The sequence below is a fragment of the Microbacterium maritypicum MF109 genome, from assembly GCF_000455825.1.
Classification (GTDB): Bacteria; Actinomycetota; Actinomycetes; order Actinomycetales; family Microbacteriaceae; genus Microbacterium; species Microbacterium maritypicum_A.
The window spans coordinates 1-453 of the sequence record NZ_ATAO01000096.1; the positions used below are offsets into that span (position 1 = coordinate 1).

The 453-nt window shown below is 77.3% G+C and carries 1 pseudogene; it reads right to left on the minus strand.

The features are described 5' to 3' along the window. Positions 1-453, minus strand: a pseudogene (locus L687_RS0121085) (DEAD/DEAH box helicase); the annotation flags it as partial.

The window sequence follows — 453 nt, forward strand, 5'->3', positions numbered from 1 at the left end:
GGCGGTCGCCGCCGCGGTCGTCGCGGTACGTGCCGGGCCCGGTCGGGCGCTGTCCGGTCTGGCGCTTTCCGCCGCGGTCGTCGCGACGCGGACGGTCGTCGAAACGGCTTCCGGCGCTGGGGCGGTCGTTGTAGCGCGGGCGCTCGGAGCGCTCGTCGTTGCGGTGGTGCGGGGCCTCGCGGCGCCCGGACTCGGCGCGGTTGCGGATCCCGCGCGCCTCGTCGCGGCCGGCGCGCTCCGACGCACCCCAGCGCTGCTTGGGCGCACCCGACTCGGCTTCAGCCGGACGGTAGCCGCGGTGGCCGGCGCTGCGGCTGCCGGGGCGACGGTCGTACCCTCCCGCGGATGCAGCGGTGCGACGGTCGCCGGCATCCGCTCGTCCGCCGCGCTCATCGCGTGCGCCGTCACGGGCGGGGCCGCCGTTGTGACGGTCGTGGAAAGAGGTCTTCTTCG